Raw genomic sequence first — 22,187 nt, forward strand, 5'->3', positions numbered from 1 at the left:
AGCGTGTCGAGTATCCCTACCAACGAACAGAAGCATCTGCTTTGGGACTGGCCGGTACGTGTGATCCACTGGCTTATCCTCTTACTGCTGCCGGCGAGTTGGTGGACGGCAGAAGAGGGCTATCAAGATATTCATCAATATTTGGGTCTGACCTTGCTGGTGGCCGTGCTGACGCGACTGTGTTGGGGGCTGATTGGCTCACCTCAATCTCGTTTCCGAGATTTTCTCCGGGGCCCTAAAACTGTACTGGCCTATTTTCGGGGCACGCCCAGTACGACGCCGGGGCACAGTCCTCCGGGAGGCTGGTCAGCTCTGCTTCTGTGGATGCTGCTCTTGGCGCAGGCGCTTACAGGTACAGTGAACTCCGACGATGTTTTGTTCACTGGTCCGTTTTACTACGTATTTGACAGTGATGTCAGCGACTTTTTTGCAGCGCTCCACGAACCTATTTTCAATGTGATTTTGGGCTTTGTGGCATTGCATGTGCTTTCGGTGATCTTTTATGAGCGTCGTCGAGATCAGCGCTTATTGCGGCCTATGGTCTACGGCAAAGCCGAGGGGCGCTACGGCACGGGTCCGGCTCAGCCTGCGTACAAAGCGTTGCTAGTCGCGGTTTTGCTCGCAGGCATGTTGTTTGCCTTGCTTGAGGTGGCGCCTGCTCCGCCGACTGACTATTACTGGTAGGGTCTCGGTCGGCGTCGTTAGCGTCGAGCTAGAACATTCGGTGCTTGGCTGATTGAGTGATGCAATATTGACAGAAGCCTAGCCTCGCAAACCGAGGCCAAGCAGAATCACGCTGCAGACTAGTACAGATAATCCTTGGCCTTGTACTCATCGTGACAGGCTTTGCATGCACCGCCGGTATCCTTTATGGCCCCACCGATGGTTCCTCGGTCACCGCTTTGTGCCGCAGCTAGAAGTCCTTCGGCCGCCGATTGCAGAGCTGCATACTTCTCCAAAAAGTCGTCGGTGTTTTCCCAAATCTCCGGCTTGGCGCGGGTTGTGCCTTTATCAGAGCCCGGCCCAAACGCGCGCGCCACATCTACGCTCGCGATAGCTGCAAAGTCCTCAGCCAGTGCCAGCATTTTTGCGTCATCCCAGGGCATGTCGCCCTTAACCATGGCGGTCATGGGGCCAAAGTTCATGGCGATGAGTGTGAAGTAGGATTGACGATAGGATTGCATCGCCTCGTCTTTGACTAAATGAGACAGGGCCATGGGGGCGCCGCCAAAAGTGAGTACGGCTAAACCTGTGGCCAGTAGCTTCTTCGACATACGACTTCTCCTATGTGATGTCAGTACGAAATGTGAGGCGTAGCAATAAAACCTGAATCTGGTGGCTTCTGCAAGGGAGACCCGCAGACGATCCGAGAGCTGATGAGGCCGGTCGCACCTTACTTCAGACTTCACTTTCCGAGCATGGTGCGAGCTACCAGTTCGCGCATGATCTCCGATGACCCTCCGTAGATACGCTGAATACGTGCGTCGGTGTAAAAGCGTGAGATAGGGTATTCCACGGTGTAACCGTAACCGCCGAACAGCTGTAGGCAATCATCGATGGTGCTGCATTGCATTTCACAGGAAGCAAGTTTGAGCATAGCGGCTTTATCGGCCGTCAATGCGCCATGGGCGTACTCGTCAGCGCATTGCTCATAAAGCGCGCGGCTCAGTCCGATCTGGGTTTTGACGTCCGCGAGTTTAAATCGCGTATTTTGAAACTCTCCAATAGTCTGTCCGAAGGCTTTGCGCTCCTTGACGTAGTCTACGGTGATGTCCAGCGCGCCCTCGGCAGCACCTACAGCCTGAGCGGCAATACCTAGGCGTTCTCGGGGCAGTTCTTCCATCATGATCACGAAGCCGCGATTTTCTTCGCCAAGGAGGGCATTAGCCGGAAGTCTCACATCCTGGAAAAAAAGCTGCGCTGTGTCAGAGGTGTGCTGTCCAATTTTTTCGATCTTACGACTCTTTTCAAATCCCGGTAGGGTCGTGTCGACCAAAAACAAGGATGTACCCTTAGCGCCTTTTCCTGGATCAGTAATGGCGGCGACTACAACGATGTTTGCATGAATACCATTAGTGATGAAGATTTTTGATCCATTGAGTATCCACTCGTCACCATCGCGAACTGCACTGGTGCGAATGCCTTGTACGTCGGAGCCTGCACCCGGCTCAGTCATGGCTAGCGCACCAAAAGCCTCGCCACTGACCATTTTCGGCAGCCATTGTTGTTTCTGCTCGTCGGTGCCATGGCGGCTGATGTAGGGAGCAACGATATTGGAGTGAATGCCATAACCGGTGGCGATGCCGCCAAAGCCCATGCGCGATAGCTCTTCTATGAGCATGAGCGTTACATGGGGCGCAGTTCCGGCGCCGCCGTAAGCTTCATCAACGTCCGCACACAGAAGGCCGGCCATACCCATGGTGTTCCAGAACTCACGGGGGACTAAATGGTTCTTTTCCCAGGATTCAAAATAAGGGCTGATTTCTTGCTCAAATGCTCTTCGCGCCATATCGCGGAAGAGGGTCATTTCATCGTCGCCGATGTCCATGTTCATGGTGTAATTCCCCAGCTTTTGTGGATATTTAGAGGGGGAATATTGTGGTGGATACCCTGGCTGTGTGCAAGGAAGGCTCTCAAGGGGACGCTTTGAACGGGTGACGTTCAGTAAATCTAAAAGACTACCCTGAAGAGGTGCTTTTCTTGAGGTGCTGCGGTGCTAAACTCCTCGCTCGGATTTTCGACGCAACTACAATAACGGAGCATATTTTATGCGAGAGCACCTACAGTTTTATATCAATGGCGAGTGGGTTGACCCAGCGGTCGCCAAACCCTTCGATGTCATAGATCCAGCGCACGAGACTGTTTGCGCTCGAATCTCTCTGGGTTCAGAGGCCGATATTGATCGTGCCGTGGCTGCGGCAAAAGCGGCATTCGCAACCTATGGTTACAGCAGCCGGGAAGAGCGCATTGCTTTGCTTGAGCGCTGTATTGAGGTGTACCAGTCTCGCTATCAGGATATAGCTGAAGCCATTCGTACTGAGATGGGAGCGCCTAAGGGCCTGGCAGAAACGGCGCAAGCCCACACAGGCCTCGGGCACTTGCAGCAAGCTCTGGATGTGCTTCGTGACTATGAATTTGAAGAAGATCTTGGGAAGCACCGGGTCATCAAAGAGCCGATTGGCGTTTGTGGCATGATCACACCCTGGAACTGGCCCGTGAATCAGATCGCCTGCAAGGTGGCTCCTGCTTTGGCGGTTGGCTGCACTATTGTGCTCAAGCCGAGTGAGATAGCGCCTTTGTCCGCACAAGTTTGGGCGGAAATCATGCACGAGGCGGGCGTGCCTGCTGGTGTCTTCAACATGGTACACGGTGATGGTCCAACGGTTGGCGCCGCGCTGTCCAAGCACCCGGATGTCGACATGATGTCGTTTACCGGCTCAACTCGAGCGGGTACTCAGGTCGCTATGAATGCCGCGCCTACGGTGAAGAGAGTGACTCAAGAGCTGGGTGGTAAGTCACCCAATATTGTTCTCGATGATGCGGACTTCCAAGAAGCCGTTTCTCGCGGTGTCATGAGCATGTTCGTCAATAGCGGTCAGTCATGTAATGCGCCATCTCGTATGTTCGTTCCGGCTGCGCGACTGGCAGAAGTCGAAGAGATCGCTCGCAATGTCGCTGCCGCGGTTGTTGTCGGTGATCCAGCAGACTCGGCGACGCAAGTCGGCCCGGTGGTTTCTGAGGTCCAATTCAACAAGATTCAGGGCCTGATTCAGGCAGGTATCGATGAGGGAGCGACCCTGGTTGCTGGCGGTACCGGTCGTCCTGATGGTTTAGACGCGGGCTACTACGTGAAGCCAACGGTATTTTCTGGCGTCAACAATATGATGACCATTGCGAGAGAAGAGATCTTTGGCCCCGTGTTGACCATTCTTCCTTACGAGACTGAGGATGAAGCGATTGCAATGGCCAACGACACGCCTTACGGCTTGGCGGGCTACGTTCAGAGTGGCGATATTGAGCATGCGCGAAGCGTTGGACGACGCATCCGTGCCGGCAACATTCATATCAACGGCGCTGCCGGTGGCTATGAAGTTCCCTTTGGCGGTTACAAGCAGTCAGGGAACGGTCGAGAGTGGGGCGAGCATGGCTTCACTGACTATCTCGAAATTAAGGCCATGGAGGGTTTTGCGGCCTAATGGCTGATTTTATTCTTGCGATTGATCAGGGCACGACGGGTAGTACCGTTGCCCTGGTTGATTCGCAGGGGCAGCTCTGTGCCAGAGTTAACGTTGAATTCCCTCAAATTTTTCCTAAGCCGGGCTGGGTAGAACATCAGCCAGACGCTATTTGGACATCCGTAGAAAAAGCGCTTTCGCGCTTGCTGCGCAAAAAACTCTGCAAGCCTTCAGATATTGCCGCTTTAGGCATCACTAACCAGCGCGAGACCTCGGTGGTTTGGGATCGCCGTACTGGCGAGGCGCTAAACAACGCCATCGTGTGGCAATGTCGGCGCACCGCTGATTTTTGCGAGGCGCTGCGAGCGGCGGGGCATGAAAAATTAGTCCGCAAGCGTAGCGGTCTGGTTTTGGATCCCTATTTCAGTGCCAGCAAATTCCGTTGGTTGCTGCGTGAGGTGCCCGCTGCGAAACGCGCCTTGAAAGCGGGTGCGCTGGCCGCGGGGACTATGGACAGTTTCTTACTCTGGCATTTGACCGGCGGCGAGCAGCACGCGACAGATGTCAGTAATGCCGCGCGGACTTCCCTGATGAATTTGAAGAGTCTGAGTTGGGATCCAGAGCTGTTGCGCCTGTTTGAAGTGCCAGAAAATATCCTTCCCGAAATACGTCCAAGCAGCGGTGTGTTTGGACATACCCGAGGTATTCGTGGACTTCCTGACGGTATTCCCATTGCGGGAATTGCCGGAGATCAACAGGCTGCACTCTTCGGTCAGGCTTGTTTCTCTGCCGGAGACACCAAGTGCACCTACGGCACGGGTTCTTTTATCGTTATGAATACCGGGAGTGAACGGATTGTTTCTAAGTCTGGTTTGCTAACAACCGTGGCCTGGCAATTGGATCAGCAGGCGCCGGTGTATGCACTTGAGGGCGGCGCTTTTGTCTGCGGTGCAGCAGTGCAGTGGTTGCGAGATGGTTTGAAGCTGATCAAGCGAGCGCCGGATATCGAAGCGCTGGCCGCGAGTGTGCCGGATCATGACGGTGTGGAGTTTGTTCCTGCGCTGACGGGACTTGGCGCACCGCACTGGGCACCTGACGCCCGAGGTTTGATTACCGGACTTACGCGAGGAAGCGATGCTGGGCATATTGCCCGGGCAACCCTCGATGCGATGGCCTTGCAGAACGTGGATATCCTGCGTTGTATGGAAGCGGATCTCGGAAAGCGTATGCGGCCACTGCGTGTTGATGGAGGAGCCGCTGCGAACGACCTGCTTATGCAGACGCAAGCTGACTACCTTGGCAGGAAACTGGTACGTCCTCGCGTAACCGAAACCACAGTCGCAGGAGCGAGCTACCTTGCTGGAATCGGTGTGGGTTTGTGGAGAAATACCGCTGAAATCAAGCGTATTTGGCAGCCTGAACGTGAGTTTAGCGTAGCTATTACGGCAGCAAAGCGTCGTCAAAGAATGCAGAGTTGGCAGGCGGCAGTCGATCAGACGCTTGCCAAATCAGTCTAATCCGAAAATTAACCATGAAAGAAGCGAGTGTCGAGTGAGCGAGTTTAATCAGCCCCTATCCGGGAATGAGATGCCACGTTTTGCCGGCATCGCGAGTATGTTTCGTCTGCCTGTGCAGTTGTCTGCTGAGAATCTGGATATCGCGTTGGTAGGCGTGCCACTCGATTGTGGTACGAGTAATCGGGCTGGCTCACGCTACGGGCCTCGACAAATACGAGCAGAGTCGGTGCTGGTACGACCCTATGGCATGGCCACTAAAGCGGCGCCCTTTGATTCTTTCCAGGTAGCGGATACCGGCGATGTTGCTCTGAACACCTACAACCTCGAAAAGTCTATTGAAATTATTGAAAAGCACTTTGATGGCCTGTTAGCGACCGGGGCCAAGACTTTGGCCATGGGCGGGGATCATACGATTACCTTGCCGATACTGCGCGCGCAGGCAAAGATTCACGGACCGTTGGCGGTAGTACATGTGGACGCGCATGCCGACATGAACGACCATATGTTTGGTGAGTCAATTACTCACGGCACCATCTTTCGACGGGCCCTTGAGGAAGGGCTCATCGACCCGGCGAAAATGGTGCAGATCGGCCTGAGAGCGACGGGGTATGCGGCTGATGATTTCGACTGGGCGCGTCAACGGGGGGTTCGGATCGTGCCGGCAGAAGAGTGCTGGTATAAATCCTTGGATCCACTGATGGCCGAAGTGCGGGAGCAGATTGGCCCCGATCACCCGGTGTATTTGAGCTTTGATATTGATGGGCTGGATCCATCCGTTGCACCGGGCACTGGGACACCGGAGCCGGCCGGTCTGATGAGCTCTCAGGGTCTGGAGGTTATTCGCGGAGTCTTCGGTACAAACCTCGTGGGTGCCGATCTTGTAGAGGTTTCTCCACCCTACGACACAACAGGAAACACGGCCTTGCTGGCCGCGAACCTGATGTTCGAAATGCTATGCAGCTTTCCCGGTTGTCAGCGGCGGGACTGAGTTCCGCCCTGGTATTCGAGGGCTCGCCTCAAGCCTCGTTTATAGGCCACCCATGAGCATGTATTTAATTTCGACGTAGTCGTCCATTCCGTAACGAGATCCTTCACGACCCGATCCGGACTCCTTGACGCCGCCGAAGGGTGCCATTTCGTTAGAAATGATGCCCTCATTGATCCCCACAATGCCGTATTCAAGGGCTTCACCCACGCGCCATACGCGTCCGATATCTCGGGTGTAGAAGTAGGACGCGAGTCCAAACTCAGTGTCATTCGCCATGGCAACCACTTCTTCTTCGGTGTCGAAACGAATGATCGGCGCAACAGGGCCGAAAATTTCATTCCGAAAAACGGCCATCGTGCTGTCGACTTCTGTAAGTACAGTAGGTTGATAAAAGCAGCCGCCTAATTCGTGAGGACCACCGCCCAAAGCCACTTTTGCGCCGCTGGCAACAGATGCCTGAACCAGTTTATGAACATCGGCGGCGGCCTTAGCGTTAATCAGCGGGCCCAGGGCAACGCCGTCCTGCATGCCATCACCCACTGTGAGCTCGCGCGCTTTGGCCACCAGCTTATCGACGAAGGCGTCGTAGACGCTATTTTGAACAAATATTCGATTTGAGCACACACAGGTTTGACCTGCATTACGATACTTCGAAATCATTGCTCCGGCCACGGCAGCGTCTAGATCAGCATCGTCAAACACGATAAAGGGTGCGTTACCCCCAAGCTCCATGGAGGTCTTCTTCATGGTGTCTGCGCACTGGGCTTCTAGTACTTTGCCGATGGGGGTAGAGCCGGTGAAGGTCAGCTTTCGCACTATGGGATTAGCGGTAAGTTCGCCGCCAATCTCTCGTGCTGATCCTGCGACGACGTTCAATACACCGGCAGGAATCCCGGCTCGCTCCGCGAGTTCAGCCAGGGCAAGCGCGCAGAGCGGCGTTTCACTCGCAGGTTTGATCACGATGGTGCATCCCGCGGCGAGCGCCGGCGCGGCCTTGCGCGTGATCATGGCGATAGGAAAGTTCCAGGGCGTGATCGCTGCAACGACGCCTACGGGTTGTTTAATGCACACGATACGCTTGTCTTCTCCCGGGCCTGGTATCACATCTCCGTAGAGTCGCTTGGCTTCTTCTCCAAACCACTCTACGTAAGCGGCGCCGTAAGCAACTTCGCCTCGAGACTCTGCGAGAGGTTTGCCCTGCTCCGCGGTCATAAGGATTGCCAGATCCTCCTGATGGCTCATGATCAGGTCGAACCAGCGGCGCAGCGTCTGCGCGCGAGTTTTTGCGGGTAGGCGCTTCCAGCTGTTCATAGCGATTTCTGCGGCCTCGATAGCGCGCCGGGTTTCTGCTGCGCCAACGCTAGCGATGCTGACGATTTCTTCGCCGCTTGAAGGGTTGAGTATGGGGAGAGTCTTGCCATCGTCTGCAGCGACCCACTGTCCATTGATATAGGCACCGATGCGCAGCAGGGACATGTCCGAGAGCGGAAGTGTCATGAGTAACTCCTTAATTAAATCGAAAACTCAGGGCACGTACGTTACAAGGACAGGCGTCATTAGGAAATGTTTGAGGGCACTTATTTTTCGCCTGGGGAGGGGTATCCAAAGGGCCGGTTTTTAGCCTTGTTGGGGTCTTTACGGCGGAGCTTGGTCTGGACCCAACGGTGTTTGGGGTACTGCCCTAGATCAGTGGCAACTACTCCCGGCTGAACACAGCAGCTAAGGGCAGGGGGTCTGGACTACGTACCCTGCAATGCTCGATGGCCTCCTACCGTCAGCCCCGCGGTGCGCAAACGGGATATCAACTAAAGAGCCAATACGCCAACGATCCTAGGACGATTAGCCCAGCTAGAACGCCCGTAGCCCCAAACATCTCGTAGAAAACTTCCGTTGCTATGATCAGTTTTTGCTTGTTACCTAAACCCCTTTCTGGCTTTCGGTGGGCGGCAGAGCCTGTGTTCAAATTTCCGCAGATAGCGCATTCCCATGTCTCCTGCCGCGTGTTCCAGTTGTGTGCTCGCTGCTTACTACACTCCTGACACATCAGCGCGTGCTGGCGATCTTCATCGACCGTCTGACTCATTGATTCTCTCCGTGCTTGAGCACTTGATACGTTAGCGCCGAGTACCTTCTGCCGCCTAGCCCCTCGGTGCGTAAACGGTTAACTTCCGCTTACACCTCATAGCGGCCGGTCGGTGAAGGTCAAACCACGTAGTTTTTAGGACCGCTTTCGGCCAACTGCGGCCGCTCCCCCGACACCGAGCTCAAGTAAATTCCGGGATGAAAATGCTCTTATTTAGGCGAAAACAGGCGCGAATTGAGCCGCGGCCTGATTTCGATCTTTAGTCCGAAAAGGTCCTCTATAAAGAGGTGACTTAATGCTTTTTGCAGCCGTACGCGGGGCGGCGAGGATGACTCTTAGCGCGGGAGGTCTACCCCGCCGCTGCGGCGACCCTCGTGAATCCAGTCAACGAAATCCTGGTCGCCCGCTGCATACTCTTCCAACCTCTCGCCATAGCGCTTCGCTAGTACGTCGGTGAACCGATCCGCCCACTCACCGCGACCACCGCTGCGAAAGAATCGCTTCGTGTCGAGCCAATGACTTCTCCCCATATCCGGCCCCAGTTCTTCGGCCCGCTCCCGCATGCTCGAAAGCCCGGCGGCGTCGGCGAACACAGCGGCGCGCTTCTCGTCGAGGTCTATACCCAGCACACTCGCCAGTCGCCGCAACTCCTCCGGCAGGTCGTGCTGGTAATCGCGATAGTGAAACAGAGCCACGTTCGGCTGATCACGGGCATCCCATCCATCGCGAAGGTGCCCAACCACCGAATCGAAGGTGGTGATTGCCGCCTCGCTCTCGACGAACTGACGCATCCGTTCGACGGGGTCCTCCGAAGGGGGCGGAGGCGGCGGAAAATCACCGAGATCATCGTTGCCCACAGCGGCGCCCCGGGTAGCGATAAGCGAATCGAAGTCCATGTTGGCAAAGTGATGCTCCATCGAAATGGCTACGTCGCGCGGGTCGCGGCCCACAATGACATAGGTGACCTCCGGTGCCCGCGGGAGACCGTCGAGAGGCGTGTGGGTCTTGATGAAGCGGCGATGCTTCTGGGCAGCGAGCAGGTCAAAAATCTCATCGCGGCTGCGGGTGTTCATGTCGAGCCAGGGCGACAGATTGTCCATGATGTCGGGGAAATGGATGGCGTCAAAGATCAGCATGGCGCAAAGCATCTGCGTCCATGTGGTACCGCTTTTCGGCGGCGTGCTGATGATGATGTCGCCAGGGCGGAACTCGAAACCCTCCCAGCGATTGCTGTCCCAGACCAGATTGCGGTAACGCTTGCCTTCCTTCATGTCCATCTCTCTACCCCTCATCGCCGCCACATTGTGTCACAAAAGCGGTGGGTCTCTAGTGTCACAGGCCCCGCTCGGCATCACCGAGCCTTGCCTCAACCCCATCATAGATTTCTCGACAGGCGGGAGTGGGTCGAAAGCGGACATCGCTGCATTTTTGCCCCAATGTCGCAAAGTAGGCGGAAGCGGTCTTTAGCAATGGCTCAAAACACCTCAAGGCGGTCATCGGATAGCAAACCATGGCGTAAGCAACCAAATCGGTTTGACGCTCAATCGCACGCGCCTTCGTTACGCTGGTATATTCGAGGTCCACTCTTGAGTAGAGATTTTTTCAGGTGTCACAAAACTCAACGCTCCGCAGGCTAGCTGAGTTAGCTGGTGCAATTAGTATCGTGCTTTCGTTGGTCTTTGTGGGCTTAGAGTTACGTCAGGCGAACAATTTGGCTGAAGCCGAGGGAGTGCGATCCATAAACGAAATGCTTGCAGACCTCAATATCGCCCGGATGACCGACGCAGGGTTGAATGAGCTAATTGTGAGAGCTTCCCAAAGCGATAAGCTAGATGAAACGCACGGTTTCACTGCTGCACAAAGGACACAGTTAATCAGTTATTTTTCAGTATGGTTGACTTACGGTGAAGCATCTTGGAAGTACTACGAACGAGGAATCATTGATTTCGATCAGCATGAAGACGGCCTATCGATCCTTTGTTTTACTTTTTCGCGTTCGCCAGCGGTGATCGAAGTATGGCAATCCTTTGATGGGTATATTGCCGAGCAGCTTGTTTCGGACGTTGAGGCACGATGCCCGCCACTGACTAGCATCGAGTGATGCGCGAACTGAACTCTAATGGCGCTTGTCGGCGCGAAATGGGCACACTGATTTTTACAGATGCATCACCGAAGCTGAGAGGCCACTGCAGGCGAGAGTGGTCTCTGGCTATGTCCCAGAACACCTCAAGGCGGTCTTTAGCGCGGAGCAGCATCCTATTGTTCTAACTGCTACTTCCGGCCACTTCCGGCCAGAAACAGCCGTCACCAGCAATCGATCAAACTTCTCACTTGCTGAGAATCTTTTCAGAGTTGAAACAGAAGTACGCGGTCGCCAGCGTGCCTAGGCAGGCGATCAGCATTAACGGTGCACCTATGAAAATTGCGCTAGCCTCTGCCCCTACCGTGAGGTATTCGCTATTCATCGTTTCCAGGTCCGCCCTGATGCGTGTGGCCATTCGACCAGCCGCCTGGACCCGGAATAAGAACATTAAGGTCGAAGAAAGATAGAGCAACAACACAGTCCACTTTATTAACCCTCTGATCTTTCCTGCGGCGAAATAAAAAGCCATCAGAACAGCAAAGCTGGCCGACATCCAGAATTGAAAATTTGAGTCGACTCTGTCGTTCGCGATGCTGAGTAGTTCGAAGAGCTCAAACTCCGTCATGATGATTCCGAATCCTCTAGTTGAATCACTGTCTACGCTGACCGATACCACCCTCGAAATCAACTCCTTCAGCAGGCGCTGGGTTACCGCTTCGGGTCGTCAGCAGCCGCTTCACCCCAGCCAGCCCAAACTTCCGCTCCTAGGCGAAAGCGGTCTCTAGTCATGTCTCAAAACACCTCAAGGCGGTCATTGGGCAAGCACCGAAATAAATGGTTAGAGCGTCAGCTATCTGCAAGATACCGACTCACGACGGCACTTCGATTCTATCGCCTAATGTGTGTAGACTATTATTGGGAATTGTTGTCCTGTGTCTAGGGCGCAGCTCCAAGTTGACAATAAATTCCGATATCGAGGAAAAGCAATAATGATGCATAAAGTACTACTCACCTCACTATTGGCTGCCACGGCAGCTATCACCACGCTTTCCGTTGACGCCAAGCCTCCTGGTTTAGAGCCGGCGGCAAAAAAGGAGCTGCGAAAGGCTGGAGTCAACAAATACGTCGGAAAGTTCACGCCCGCTGGAAAGCCTGAATCAATGGGTGGCTGGAATAAGTACACGTACGACAGTGAGGGTGGTAACGGCCCGATTTGTATTGATGGCTCCGACTTCACCGTTTTTCACGAGCAAAAAGCAGCCAAAGACGTGTTAATCGTACTCGATGGTGGCGGTGCGTGTGTGCAGAATAGTTATCAATGTAGCCTGACGGCTAACAGTACCGCGCCTACGGGAGGAATATTTGATGATGGGTTTGACGCAGTTGGTATCGATAACCCATTTGAAAATTATTCGAAGGTATTCATCAGCTACTGTGATGGGTCTGTGTTTACTGGCGATAACGAAGTAGTTGACCCAAACTTTGCATTGGCAACAGGTGCGGAGACTGATCGTCGTTATCACAGAGGACTCCGCAACTTAACCGCGGGACTTGACCTGGCTCGAGACCTCCACCCAAATGCTAAGCGAGTTGTCCTCTCGGGAATAAGCGCCGGGGGATATGGCGTCTCGGCGTTTGCACCGTCAGTTTATCGGTTCGTTTTCCCACCGGCTGCGGACCTGTTCGTGCTGAATGATTCTGGCCCTAGCCTCAGCAGCCCGACGTTTGGTGCGGTGCAACAGGATTTTGATTGGCAATTTGCCCAGTTTTATCCAAAAAGCTGCGGTGATTGTGATGTTGTTCCTGGCAGTGACCAAGGCGCGTTCATTAAATGGACTCTTGAAAACGACAATGGTTATAAGGGAGCCCTGTATAGCACTGATGGTGACATAGTCATCCGCGGCTTTACTTTCCTAAGTGACCCTGCAGATTACAGAGACCTTCTTCTAGGTGTTCACGAACCCATCAACGCTATGTATCCAGATAGATATAAGCTTTTCATTCGCGGTGATGCTCAGGAGCATACGGTTTTGGGCAACCCAGGGTTCTACTTTTTCCAGGCAGATGGTGTGCCTTTTTATCAGTGGGCTAGTGAATTTGTGGAAGGCGGCGATGGCTGGGTAAACATTGTCGAAGCGGGCGCTAATCCGTAAGACATCCAACATAGGCAAGCACTCAACAAGCCCACTTCGGTGGGCTTTTTATTGCCTGACATTTAAGAATGCTAACGTCTCAAAGTAGGCGAAAGTGGTCGGCTAGGTGACTTCGCTTTCAACCCAGTTAACGTCATTCCCAGCTTTCTGCCCTGCCGAGAGAAAGCGCTTCGATAATGGTGTGATCCAGCGGCGCCATTTTTCTAATAGAATCATAAAAGTCCGCGTTGGCAGGGTCTGCATTGGACATAATCCAAAGCTGCCCACCAGGACTACTAAACAGCGCACCACCCGTAGCTGCGTGGCTCAACCAATCCTGTTCAGAAATCGCGCGCTTTTGTTTCAATCGGTAAATCTTCAGATAAACATTCACATAGAGACGAAACACCCATTGAAACTGCGCCGCCTCCTTATCGTTGAGGTTATCAGGCGTATGTAGTCCGCGAATAAAAAGGGCGGCGAGATGCCCATCACTGGCGAGCAGAGTATTTGCCGCATTGAAGCCGTCTAGAATGGTTTCCTGAATCACCAAGTCATTGTGTATGTTGTGTTGGTGGATTTGTCTTGCCAGATAAAACAGCGTTACGACAACCGCTATTACTCCGACCCATTCCCCAACTGCGCTAAAAGCATCCCAGTTCATTGTGATTCGCCAGCCAATTTAAGTCTTCGATAAGGATACATGTAGGTCGGCTTCTAGGTGCGAATTCAACAGATCAATGCAACACTCGTATCTTTTCTTAACGTTGGGAGTGTCGCGATATGATCTGCGGAGCCCAACGAAACTGTGACCTTGTGCTACTTTGCGGGAAAGGAGATGCACTATGCGACTCATTGGAATGATTCTGGCGCTTGCGGCGATCGGATGGGTACTGTTCGAGGCTTCTGGTGGCGGGAAGGGTGACGGCGCTGTTCCTGCGGAATATCGGCAGTCCCTTGAGAAAGCCGAAGCGCTGGAACAAACTTTACAAGACGCGGCTCAGACGCGTTTGCAAGCTTTGGATAACAAAGAAGAGTAGGTCACCTGATTCTGTGTCGCTCGCCATGTACCGATAATATGGGCAGAGCGAGGCCCCTAGCGGGCCTGTTTTTGTCGGGTCCGAAGCTTGTGTTTGCGAACGAGGCCGCGCAGCTGATCATAGCTAAGGCCTAGAGCCTCGGCAGTGCGCCGTTGATTAAAGTCGTGATGCTCCAACGACGTCAGAAGCAATTTTTTCTCAAAATCATCGACGCTGTCGCGCAGACCTTTTGTATGGGGCAGTGCGGTGGATGAGCCCCGGGGGGCCGCTTCGGGCAATGTTGCTAAGTTCCCTGGTGCAGACTGGTGGGGCTTCTGCGGTTCGAACACCACCGCTGAGTACGAGTCAGTGTCGGTCCAGGGGCTTTCGAAGGGGTCGATTACCAGCGTCTCCACAGTCCTGTCCTGATCCGCCCAGCGGTGCAAGGAGCGTTCCACAACATTTTTCAGCTCTCGAACATTCCCCGGCCAGTGATGCTCCCGAAGCTGCAGCAGCGCGGCGGGTCCAAAGCCCGGGAACTGGTCCCAAGTTAACTCCGCGCTCATTTGTACCGCAAAGTGGCGAGCCAGTAGCATCACGTCGTTATCACGATGGCGTAGAGCCGGCATATGGACGACATCGAAACTCAAACGATCTAGGAGGTCGGCACGAAAGGTTTGCGCGTCGGTCATGGATCGCAGGTCGGCGTTAGTCGAGCCGATAACGCGAACGTCCACCCGCAGAGTACGTTGCCCACCCACACGCTCGAATTCGCCGTACTCAATAAGTCTTAAGAGTTTTTCCTGCAGGCGGGGAGACATGGTGCCCACCTCGTCCAGAAGTAGGGTGCCGCCGTCCGCGCGCTCAAAGCGTCCTACATGTAATCGGGATGCCCCGGTAAAGGCACCGGCTTCGTGTCCAAACAACTCGCTTTCGAGCAGGGTTTCTGCCATCGCTGCGCAGTTCACTTTTACAAAGGGTGCTTCCCAGCGGCTAGAAAGAAAGTGCAGTCGTTCGGCCGCTAGCTCTTTTCCGGTGCCTCGTTCGCCCAATACAAGTACGGGACGTTGGATAGTCGCAAGTAGTGAGAGGTGGTCCAGCGCCTCGGTTAAGGCGTTGGACTCTCCGAGCATATTGTCAGGCTGGCTCATAATAGGTCTATTCTACCAATAAAGGTGGTCAAATAAACCAATAAAGGTGGTTTTTACTACCACATAACTTACACTAGTTTGAATATTTAACTTTATGTTTATAACTTAAGCTATTGTTTTATAACAATTAGAGGTGTTTATGGCCCGTAAATTGGATTATCTGGGCTGAGCGAAACAAAAACACAACAAGGATCTCTGTATGCAACCTGACCGCTTAACGATTTATCTCGCGTTAGCGGTCGTTGCTTGCGGTATTGCCACAGTCACGGGACCTTCTTTGGCACTCGTTTCGCTTTTTGAAATAGTACTTGTTGTAGAAGCTGTGAATCTGATTTCTGCGCCAGGTGATGCATCACATCGCCGGGTCGACACCCCACGCAACTCGCAAGGAGAGTAACTATGGGTATTTTTTCGCGAATGAGCGACATCATTAATTCAAACATCAGTGCGCTGCTTGACCAGGCAGAGGATCCTGAAAAGCTGATTCGACTTATCATTCAGGAAATGGAGGATACGCTCGTCGAGGTTCGTAGCTCATCGGCGAGGGTGCTTGCAGATCGTAAGGCGGCGACCCGGCGTGTAGAGCAGTTACAGGCAGAGGCCCAGTCCTGGGAGCACAAAGCTAAGCTGGCAATTAGTAAGGGCCGTGAGGATCTTGCTAGGGCAGCCCTGCAGGAAAAGCGCGAAATTGAAGACGAGTTGGAGGCAGTGAGCACCGAGCTGGCTGCAACGGACGAGCATATTGACCAGCTCAACGACGAGATTGGCAAGCTGCAAGCCAAACTCAACGATGCTAAGGCCAAGAAAAAAGCACTAGTGATGCGTACCCAGACCGTGGAGTCGAGAATTAAGGTCAAGCGGCAGGTTAACCGTGATGCCTTGGATCAGGCTTTTGGCCGCTTCGATCACTTTGAGCGGCGTATGGATAACCTGGAGGGTCAGCTCGAAGTGATGGACATGGGTAAGGATGTAGCTCCGTCGCTAGCGGCGGAAATCAATGCCCTGGAGCAAGATGAGAAAATCACGGCAGAGTTGGATCGGTTAAAGGCCGAACTGGGTGCGGGCGAGTCGTCTAAGCACGTCTGAGCCCATTCCGCTCCCGGCAGCAATAGTGCAGGATGGGAGTATCACCTTGTGACGCGGAGAGCCATAGATGGAACTTTACGAATTACTTTTCGTACCCACTATCCTATTTATAGTGATTGTTGCTCCCATGTGGATAGTGCTGCATTACCGCAGTCTCAATCGTTCTAGTCGCAGTTTGAACGAGGACGATCGCGAAAACGTAGAGCAAATTTTGGTCACGGTGGATCGTCTGACCGAGCGCATTCAGGCGCTGGAGTCGATCCTGGATTCAGATCATGGGGATTGGCGTGACCAGGAACATCAAGATAGCAGCACAAGGAGAAGCTCATGAACGAGTATTCGGACGAAAGTCGTCGCCGTGGTCGAAGTCGTCGTGGGCGTCGTCACGGTGGTGCGCAGTTCCGTTACTACCAGGAGCGCAAGCGTCATGGATGGGGAATGGGGCTTTATCGAAATCGCCGGGACGGCAAGATCTGCGGAGTAGCGGCGGGAATCGCTGACCACTGGGATGTTGCTGACTGGGTTGTGCGTTTGGTGTTTATTGGTGCGTTTCTTTTTACCGGAACGCTCGCGATCTGGACTTATGTCGCGGCTTGTCTGCTGCTGAGCCCACGACCCGATGATCGTAGCAGTCGTCGGCGCAAGCGGGAGTCCGAGCAAGCCTCAGCTGCGGCTCCGGCTCCGGCATCTGCTAATGAAGAGTCCTTTGGTCCCGAGATGGAGTATGACGAGCGCTATCAGGACTATCGTCCCAAGAGAATGTTTCGCTACAGCGATAGCGCAAGTGTCCGCTTGGCTCGTGCAAGAGAGCGTCTTGATTCGGCGCTTCGGCGGGTTGAGGGTATGGAAACCTACGTGACCTCTCGTCGCTATAAGCTTAATAAGGAGTTTTCTAGACTCTGATCTATCTAATACCCCGGGGTTTGCCCCCGGAGCTCCTCGGAGTATCCTCTCCGGCAGACGTAATTATGCAGCGATGAGCTAGTTCGGCTTATCGGCACAGAGGAGGTAATGGGTGTGAGTCGTATGGCCTTGTTTGGTGATGTGGTTATGCCAGGAGCCGACAGCGTCGATCCGCACTACCTACCGCCACCAGCAGCCTGGCTAGCCCTGACTGAGCCACAGCGCGTCGCGCTCGAGGTGGTCTCACTGGCGTCGGTCAGACGCCTTTTGAATAACCTAGCACCGGGTGATGGCCATCCTGTGATGGTGCTTCCCGGTTTTTTGGGTTCTGACGCTTACAACGCCTCCTTACGACGCTTTCTTAGCGGGCTGGGTTATAAGGTTCATGGCTGGGGACAGGGACGTAATCTCGGTCCTCGCGGCAACGCTCTGGAAAGTCTTATGGAACGCGTTGCTATGCTGAGTGAGCGGTACGGCGAGCCACTTTCCTTGGTAGGGCACAGTCTAGGTGGCATATTTGCTCGAGAGCTCGCTCGCGAGGAGCCGGCGCGCGTTCGACAGGTCATAACCCTGGGCAGCCCTTTTGGTCGAGGTCGCCACAGCGCCTCTTATCCCGCCAGACTGTTTGAGGCACTCAATCCTACAGACGATTTGCCGGTAGCGTTAGACGATTTGCATCGTGCACCTCCCGTTCCCACAACTGCGGTCTACTCCAAAGGCGATGGCATTGTTAACTGGCGCACGGCTTTTCAGAACCTCGATTTTGCCCACGGATCAACTCAGAATATCCAGGTTCGTGGCAGCCACTGTGGAATGACCTTCAATCCGACTGTGCGGTACGTGATCGCCGATCGGCTCCGGCAAGCCATGGACGATTGGCAGCCTTTTAGTGTCAGCGGCTGGGCCAAAGTACTGGTACCCAAGTACGGTTGATCAGCCTGCGGGCAATAGCCGTGGTCCCATAGCTTGAATCTATCGATGCAACAAAGCCGTTGTCTGTTTTTAGGCGTCATTTTGACTTGGAGTTTACTCAGTCTAGGGTCGCCAGCCACGCCCGAGTCTCGCCCTCAAGGCTCAGAGGGCTGGTTCTTTAGCGCTAATGTGCGTGTCCGGACGGAGTATCTGGCTGATTCGTTTCGTCTTCTGGCGCCTGCCCACGATCATCTGCAATTGTCCCGCAGCGAGCTCGAAGTTCGTTATCAAGGATCGAGTTGGGGTCTTGAATTTGAGATTCAGGATAGTCGTGCCTGGGGCGAGAAGACGTTCTCACCGTTAGGCACCGATGACGCTAATGCCCTGGAACCCATCAATGCCAAATTCCTGAAGAATTGGCGTTTGGACGGCGCTTCTGAGTTATCGCTTACGGCTGGACGAATGACGCTCGATTACGGCAGCCGACGCCTGCTTGCACGCAATAACTTTCGCAATACCAGTAATGCTTTTCAGGGTGTGCATCTCAGTCACAGTTCAAGGCACACTACGACCGACATGTTTTATACATTGCCATTGCAGCGGCGACCTGATGCATTGGATCGAGCGTCTCTTCGAGATAATCAGTTCGGCTTGGACAAAGCAGGACGAGGAGAGCGTTTCTGGGGAGCCAGCTATGATTATCGATACTCAACATCTGACGCTACGCTGGCAGCCTATGTTTTTGGCAGTGAGCTGCGTGATCAGGGGAGTAAGCCCGTTGCCGATAGAAAGCTGACGACTGCCGGTTCACGTCTTACCTGGCAGCGCGGTGCGTTGGATGTAGAGGCAGAAGCCGCCTACCAGTGGGGGGAATCGCTGGCGGGTGTACTCTCTTCGCAAGCCGATGTGCTGGATCATCGTGCATGGTTCACTCATCTTCATATTGGTATTGACCTCAAGGCAGGTCTCAATTTCAGCTTGGCTTATGATCACGCCACCGGCGACCGGAATCCACTAGATGGGCGAAACGAGCGTTTTGATCGCTTATACGGTGCCCGGGCGTTTGAGCTGGGCCCCAGCGGTATTTTCGGCGCTGCACTCCGCAGTAACATTCGGTCGCCGGCCCTGCGCGTTCTCTGGCAATCCACGGCGCAGCAAACCTGGTTGTTGTCGCATCGCTGGCTCAGTTTGGATAGCAGCAGAGACTTTTATGTGCCGGGAGCGCGGCGCGATGCTAGTGGCGTTTCTGGGCGTGATATCGGGCGACAATGGGAGTTGCGTTGGCATTGGAAGCCCAGCGATTCTGGGTTTAGTTTTGAGTTGGGGGGGGCGTATCTGGATAAGGGCGCTTACTTTGCTGGGGCCGGAGACTCTCTTTTGAACCCTCAAAGCTCCAATGATAGTCAGTATCTGTATGCGCAGTTAGGTTGGAGTTACTAGTTGTCGAAAACATCAAACTTCAGCGGTCTATCTACAGATACAGGCCCGTGTCAGGGGATGGTGTTACGTATGCCTGAAATTGGATCCATCTCTTCGTCGCCGGCTACGTGTCGGATGATGCGGTAGTAGAGCCCTGCCGCTGAGCCTTCTAGCAAGGCTTCGCGCAACATGTTATCGGTGTCTACCGATTCAGCGGCGTCCAGAAGGCGCCCGAAAGTACGCTTAAAGTTGTCACTGTGACGCGTGCGTATTTCTGTGCCAAAGAGCATCTCTGTTACAGCTTCAGCATCGTCACGGTTACTCGCGGCAGCAGAGACCATTCGTCGAATAAACAGCGAGTGGTCCCCCGTGCTTGCTTCAGAGCGCAAGGTGGAAAATTCCTCAAGCGTTACTTCGTCGCTCCCGGTGGGGCCGAAGACAGATACATAATGAAAGCCCGCGATACTGCCTAATTGTTCTTGCACGAGTCCTAGCAGCTTAAAGTAAGAATCCCGCCTTGAGTGGAGTTCCAGGCGACGTGTACTTTGCTCCTGCATAGTCGTGGCGCGCGTATTCGCGGTGATCTCTTTTTGCTGCATGAAGTGCCCGATAACCAGCCACAAAAAAGCCAGAGGCGCGAAAGCCCCTTCAAAAAAACTGCCAATATCGGCGGTGGGTAAAGATTGAAACTGCGTCCAGCCGACGACGCGAGTGACGTAATAGATTCCCGTAGTCATCCACAGCGTGGTAACGGTCACCCCGAACAGAATACGCCAGTCCAGACGGGTTTTTTCTGTATGCTCATTGTCCATCTAACAAGCATAACAGAGTCCTTTCAGGGCTGTTGTATACCCCACGGTTCGCCTACGCTAGGCTCCGGTCAGAATTTGGAGGTACTAGTGGGTCCGGTCGTTGAAAAAATAGGTGGAAAGGGTGCGCCCTTATTGTTTGCACACGCCAATGGGTACCCCCCGGGAAGTTATCGCGAGCTATTTATGCATCTGGAAGATCATTTCCAGATTAACGCCCTGGAGCATCGGCCTTTATGGGGCGGTCGAGAGCCGCCGCGACGATTGAAGTGGCAGTTGTTTGCCAACGACATGCTCCACGCTATCGAAAGTCATTATTCGGAGCCTGTTTGGGTGATGGGACACAGTATGGGGGGTGTCATAGCGGCGCTCGCCGCTCGGCAGCGAGCCGAAAAAATTGCCGGGCTTATTTTGTTGGATCCTGTATTTCTCCCCGATAGATTTGTTTTTGCGACGCGTTTTATGTCAGAAAAAAAACGCCAGCAAATGCCTATGATTCGACGAGCACTGTCTCGGCCGGAGCATTTTGAAAGCCATGCAGCAGCATTCGAGTTTTATCGTGGCAAGCGTGCCTTCAAGGGGCTAAGCGATGAGGCTCTATCGCACTATGTGAGTGCCAGTAAAGCTGCGATCCCGGGTGGAGGGGTGCAGCTACGATACTCAGGTGCCTGGGAAGCCGCTGTGTATGGAAGTGCTCCCAGGGCGCGATCTTTAATGAAACGGATGCCTGTGCCTACCCTTGCGTTGCGGGGAGTCGATAGCGACACCCTGAGATCTGAGATATGGACGCGCTGGCAGCACTGGCAACCGCAGGCGAGTTTTCTTGAGGTGCCTGGAGGGCACTTATTCCCGTTGGAGTCTCCTGAGGCGACGGCCCGCGCCACGATAAGCTACGTTTTTGCAGATTAATTTCCGGGCGGACCTTTCGTAGCAACAATCAGCCTCTATAATCGAAGAAATGACAGGCGGAGAGATGTTATGGGCAAAATTCTGATCGTTGCAGATAAAGACAAAACCTGCGTGGCGACCTCCCGGGGCCTCGAGTTGGCTGCAAAGCTGGGGTATGACGTGGAAGTGGTCGCGTTCACATATGCGCCGCTCAATCGCATTGAGGGTGGCAGAGCCGCTCAAGTGGCCTTGAAGCAGCAGTTACTCGAAAAGCGCCGGGAACAGATACTCAAGCGTATTGATACTTTCTCTACCGACTCTCAGAAAGTGGCATTGAAAGTTGTGTGGATGAAAACGGTGCATCCCTGGATCGTAAAACGCGCGGCCACTGGCAAATTCGCCGCCGTGGTCAAGACCAGCCACAGTACAGGGAATCTAGGTTACACCTCTACGGATTGGTATCTTTTGCGTGAATGTCCTGTACCTGTGCTGATGGTCGCAGAGAAAAAGTGGAGCCGTACGCGCCCGGTTATGGCAGCGCTAGATCTGGGGACACGCAAGCGTAGTAAGCAGCAGTTGAACTCGCAGGTGTTAGGCGCAGCAAAAGCGCTCGCCGACGCTTTGGGAGTAGAGCTAAAGCTCATGTCTGCCATCGAGGTTCCGTCGGTTCTGGTGGACCTTGATTTAGTCGACCCCATCAGTTATTCCAAAAAGCACCGCGAAGAGATGCTGCCGCATCTTAAGGCACTAGCCAAAGAGCATGATATTCCAGAAAAGGCCTTTATTACCAAGCGTGGTCCGGTGGCTAAAGTGATCACATCGCAGGCCGCAAAGGCGCGGGCACAAATCGTGGTGATGGGAACGGTGGCCCGTAAGGGGATTAGCGCAAAGCTGATCGGCAACACCGCGGAATCTGTGCTTTCGGATCTTCATACGGATGTCTTAGCCATCAAGCCCGACTCCTGACACGGCGGTATAGATAGATCAATGAATTCGGACGAAAACCACTAATGGATACAGAG

At 53.9% G+C, this 22,187-nt stretch carries 23 protein-coding genes; 15 read left to right on the forward strand and 8 right to left on the reverse strand.

The features are described from left to right. The first annotated feature begins 3 nt into the window (after window positions 1–3). Window positions 4–684 (forward strand): cytochrome b/b6 domain-containing protein, encoded by a 681-nt coding sequence (locus tag ACI9KD_RS07125; RefSeq protein ID WP_414980467.1) that lies wholly within the window; start codon window positions 4–6, stop codon window positions 682–684. A 119-nt stretch (window positions 685–803) separates the two neighbouring features. On the opposite strand, the gene ACI9KD_RS07130 is transcribed toward ACI9KD_RS07125, so the two are convergent. Beyond that, a complete protein-coding gene (locus ACI9KD_RS07130; protein WP_414980468.1) occupies window positions 804–1,274 on the reverse strand; it encodes a c-type cytochrome in 471 nt (156 codons plus the stop codon). Between the two features lie 131 nt (window positions 1,275–1,405). Continuing rightward, the gene (locus ACI9KD_RS07135) at window positions 1,406–2,554 is read right to left on the reverse strand and encodes an acyl-CoA dehydrogenase family protein (RefSeq protein ID WP_414980469.1); all 1,149 of its coding nucleotides are present in this window, start codon (window positions 2,552–2,554) and stop codon (window positions 1,406–1,408) included. 214 nt (window positions 2,555–2,768) lie between these two features. Between ACI9KD_RS07135 and ACI9KD_RS07140 the strand changes: the two genes are divergently transcribed. The 3 genes from ACI9KD_RS07140 to speB are packed head-to-tail and all read left to right on the forward strand — an operon-like array spanning window position 2,769 to window position 6,680. Continuing rightward, the gene (locus ACI9KD_RS07140) at window positions 2,769–4,196 is read left to right on the forward strand and encodes an aldehyde dehydrogenase family protein (RefSeq protein ID WP_414980470.1); all 1,428 of its coding nucleotides are present in this window, start codon (window positions 2,769–2,771) and stop codon (window positions 4,194–4,196) included. After that, window positions 4,196–5,692, forward strand: a complete 1,497-nt coding sequence (gene glpK / locus ACI9KD_RS07145) for a glycerol kinase GlpK (RefSeq protein ID WP_414980471.1) — start codon at window positions 4,196–4,198, stop codon at window positions 5,690–5,692. The genes ACI9KD_RS07140 and glpK overlap by 1 nt, the downstream gene beginning before the upstream one ends. Window positions 5,693–5,726: 34 nt before the next feature. Beyond that, on the forward strand, window positions 5,727–6,680 hold the full coding sequence (gene speB / locus ACI9KD_RS07150; protein WP_414980472.1) for an agmatinase: 954 nt from the start codon (window positions 5,727–5,729) through the stop codon (window positions 6,678–6,680). A 39-nt stretch (window positions 6,681–6,719) separates the two neighbouring features. Here speB and ACI9KD_RS07155 read toward each other — a convergent pair whose 3' ends face one another. Both ACI9KD_RS07155 and ACI9KD_RS07160 read right to left on the reverse strand, forming a co-directional pair. Next, window positions 6,720–8,177: an NAD-dependent succinate-semialdehyde dehydrogenase gene (locus tag ACI9KD_RS07155; RefSeq protein ID WP_414980473.1), complete on the reverse strand. Its 1,458-nt coding sequence runs from the start codon at window positions 8,175–8,177 to the stop codon at window positions 6,720–6,722. Between the two features lie 921 nt (window positions 8,178–9,098). Further along, entirely contained in the window at window positions 9,099–10,034 is a 936-nt protein-coding gene (locus tag ACI9KD_RS07160; protein ID WP_414980474.1) for a sulfotransferase domain-containing protein, read from the reverse strand. A gap of 440 nt (window positions 10,035–10,474) precedes the next feature. Here ACI9KD_RS07160 and ACI9KD_RS07165 point away from each other — a divergent pair, with 440 nt between their 5' ends. Then, complete coding sequence (locus tag ACI9KD_RS07165; RefSeq protein WP_414980475.1) at window positions 10,475–10,864, forward strand: hypothetical protein; 390 nt, start codon at window positions 10,475–10,477, stop codon at window positions 10,862–10,864. A 226-nt stretch (window positions 10,865–11,090) separates the two neighbouring features. On the opposite strand, the gene ACI9KD_RS07170 is transcribed toward ACI9KD_RS07165, so the two are convergent. Continuing rightward, window positions 11,091–11,471, reverse strand: coding sequence for a hypothetical protein (locus ACI9KD_RS07170; protein ID WP_414980476.1), 381 nt, complete (start codon window positions 11,469–11,471; stop codon window positions 11,091–11,093). A 307-nt stretch (window positions 11,472–11,778) separates the two neighbouring features. On the opposite strand from ACI9KD_RS07170, the gene ACI9KD_RS07175 reads away from it, so the two are divergent. Next, window positions 11,779–12,999 (forward strand): pectin acetylesterase-family hydrolase, encoded by a 1,221-nt coding sequence (locus tag ACI9KD_RS07175; protein WP_414980477.1) that lies wholly within the window; start codon window positions 11,779–11,781, stop codon window positions 12,997–12,999. Between the two features lie 133 nt (window positions 13,000–13,132). Here ACI9KD_RS07175 and ACI9KD_RS07180 read toward each other — a convergent pair whose 3' ends face one another. Beyond that, window positions 13,133–13,642: a hypothetical protein gene (locus ACI9KD_RS07180; protein WP_414980478.1), complete on the reverse strand. Its 510-nt coding sequence runs from the start codon at window positions 13,640–13,642 to the stop codon at window positions 13,133–13,135. Between the two features lie 181 nt (window positions 13,643–13,823). Between ACI9KD_RS07180 and ACI9KD_RS07185 the strand changes: the two genes are divergently transcribed. Continuing rightward, a complete protein-coding gene (locus ACI9KD_RS07185) occupies window positions 13,824–14,018 on the forward strand; it encodes a hypothetical protein (RefSeq protein WP_414980479.1) in 195 nt (64 codons plus the stop codon). Between the two features lie 56 nt (window positions 14,019–14,074). Here ACI9KD_RS07185 and pspF read toward each other — a convergent pair whose 3' ends face one another. Continuing rightward, window positions 14,075–15,148, reverse strand: a complete 1,074-nt coding sequence (gene pspF / locus ACI9KD_RS07190; protein WP_414980480.1) for a phage shock protein operon transcriptional activator — start codon at window positions 15,146–15,148, stop codon at window positions 14,075–14,077. Between the two features lie 199 nt (window positions 15,149–15,347). Here pspF and ACI9KD_RS07195 point away from each other — a divergent pair, with 199 nt between their 5' ends. The 6 genes from ACI9KD_RS07195 (at window position 15,348) to ACI9KD_RS07220 (ending at window position 19,489) form a co-directional block, all read left to right on the forward strand. After that, window positions 15,348–15,545, forward strand: a complete 198-nt coding sequence (locus ACI9KD_RS07195; protein WP_414980481.1) for a hypothetical protein — start codon at window positions 15,348–15,350, stop codon at window positions 15,543–15,545. A 2-nt stretch (window positions 15,546–15,547) separates the two neighbouring features. Then, complete coding sequence (gene pspA, locus ACI9KD_RS07200) at window positions 15,548–16,234, forward strand: phage shock protein PspA (RefSeq protein ID WP_414980482.1); 687 nt, start codon at window positions 15,548–15,550, stop codon at window positions 16,232–16,234. Window positions 16,235–16,301: 67 nt separating this feature from the next. Continuing rightward, on the forward strand, window positions 16,302–16,565 hold the full coding sequence (pspB, locus tag ACI9KD_RS07205; RefSeq protein WP_414980483.1) for an envelope stress response membrane protein PspB: 264 nt from the start codon (window positions 16,302–16,304) through the stop codon (window positions 16,563–16,565). Then, window positions 16,562–17,137, forward strand: a complete 576-nt coding sequence (locus ACI9KD_RS07210) for a PspC domain-containing protein (RefSeq protein ID WP_414980484.1) — start codon at window positions 16,562–16,564, stop codon at window positions 17,135–17,137. The genes pspB and ACI9KD_RS07210 overlap by 4 nt, the downstream gene beginning before the upstream one ends. A 108-nt stretch (window positions 17,138–17,245) precedes the next feature. Then, the gene (locus tag ACI9KD_RS07215; protein ID WP_414980485.1) at window positions 17,246–18,070 is read left to right on the forward strand and encodes a lipase family alpha/beta hydrolase; all 825 of its coding nucleotides are present in this window, start codon (window positions 17,246–17,248) and stop codon (window positions 18,068–18,070) included. 81 nt (window positions 18,071–18,151) lie between these two features. Next, on the forward strand, window positions 18,152–19,489 hold the full coding sequence (locus ACI9KD_RS07220) for an alginate export family protein (protein ID WP_414980486.1): 1,338 nt from the start codon (window positions 18,152–18,154) through the stop codon (window positions 19,487–19,489). A gap of 50 nt (window positions 19,490–19,539) precedes the next feature. On the opposite strand, the gene ACI9KD_RS07225 is transcribed toward ACI9KD_RS07220, so the two are convergent. Further along, on the reverse strand, window positions 19,540–20,280 hold the full coding sequence (locus tag ACI9KD_RS07225) for a hypothetical protein (RefSeq protein WP_414980487.1): 741 nt from the start codon (window positions 20,278–20,280) through the stop codon (window positions 19,540–19,542). 87 nt (window positions 20,281–20,367) lie between these two features. Here ACI9KD_RS07225 and ACI9KD_RS07230 point away from each other — a divergent pair, with 87 nt between their 5' ends. Further along, window positions 20,368–21,186: an alpha/beta fold hydrolase gene (locus tag ACI9KD_RS07230; RefSeq protein ID WP_414980488.1), complete on the forward strand. Its 819-nt coding sequence runs from the start codon at window positions 20,368–20,370 to the stop codon at window positions 21,184–21,186. Between the two features lie 69 nt (window positions 21,187–21,255). Then, the gene (locus ACI9KD_RS07235; protein ID WP_414980489.1) at window positions 21,256–22,131 is read left to right on the forward strand and encodes a universal stress protein; all 876 of its coding nucleotides are present in this window, start codon (window positions 21,256–21,258) and stop codon (window positions 22,129–22,131) included. Window positions 22,132–22,187: the final 56 nt, after the last annotated feature.

The sequence above is a fragment of the Congregibacter sp. genome (assembly GCF_047617445.1).
In the GTDB taxonomy this organism is placed as follows: domain Bacteria; phylum Pseudomonadota; class Gammaproteobacteria; order Pseudomonadales; family Halieaceae; genus Congregibacter.